The organism is Yersinia sp. 2542 StPb PI (assembly GCF_048593855.1).
Taxonomy (GTDB): Bacteria; Pseudomonadota; Gammaproteobacteria; order Enterobacterales; family Enterobacteriaceae; genus Yersinia; species Yersinia enterocolitica_E.
Genome location: NZ_JAZGQA010000488.1, coordinates 1 through 569, shown reverse-complemented (window position 1 = coordinate 569; position 569 = coordinate 1). Strand labels below are relative to the sequence as shown.

The window sequence follows — 569 nt, the reverse complement described above, 5'->3', positions numbered from 1 at the left end:
CTGATATTTCTATTAGATCAAAAAATGTAAATAACAGTGGCTCTAATATCAGTGGTAATAATATTGATATTCAAGCTGATAACTTAAATAACAGTGTTGGTTATATTTATTCGGCTAAAAATTTATTAATTAAGCTAGCTGAATCTTTGAATAATTTATCTGGTGACATTTTTAGCGATAATAACCTCTCTTTAATTCTCTCTAAAGATTATCGCTACAATGATGATAGTGGTGATATTAATGCTAGAGGTGAACTCTCTATTAAGACTACGGGTTCTATCATTATTGACCGCATTCTGGAAAGTGCTGCAAGCATACTACTTAATGCAGATGAGAACATTAAAATTTCAAGTAATCAATCTATTTTGAGTCTTAAGGATGTCATTCTTAAGGCAATTAATATTACTAATAGTAGTGGAGCTTTGATTTTCTCCTCGCAAGATATTATTATTGATGCAGAGAAAGGTAAGTTTCTAAATGAAGAAAATGCTAATGTTCTTAGTATGGGTAAAATTGATATTGTTGCAGAGAATATAAAGAATGATGGTGGTAATATTCGTTCTCAAGGC

1 protein-coding gene is annotated in these 569 nt (G+C 30.2%); it reads left to right on the top strand.

All coding sequences use genetic code 11. The annotated features are described in order from the left end of the window. A partial coding sequence (locus tag V1952_RS22430; RefSeq protein WP_420075620.1) for a hypothetical protein occupies positions 1-569 on the top strand: 569 nt, incomplete at both ends.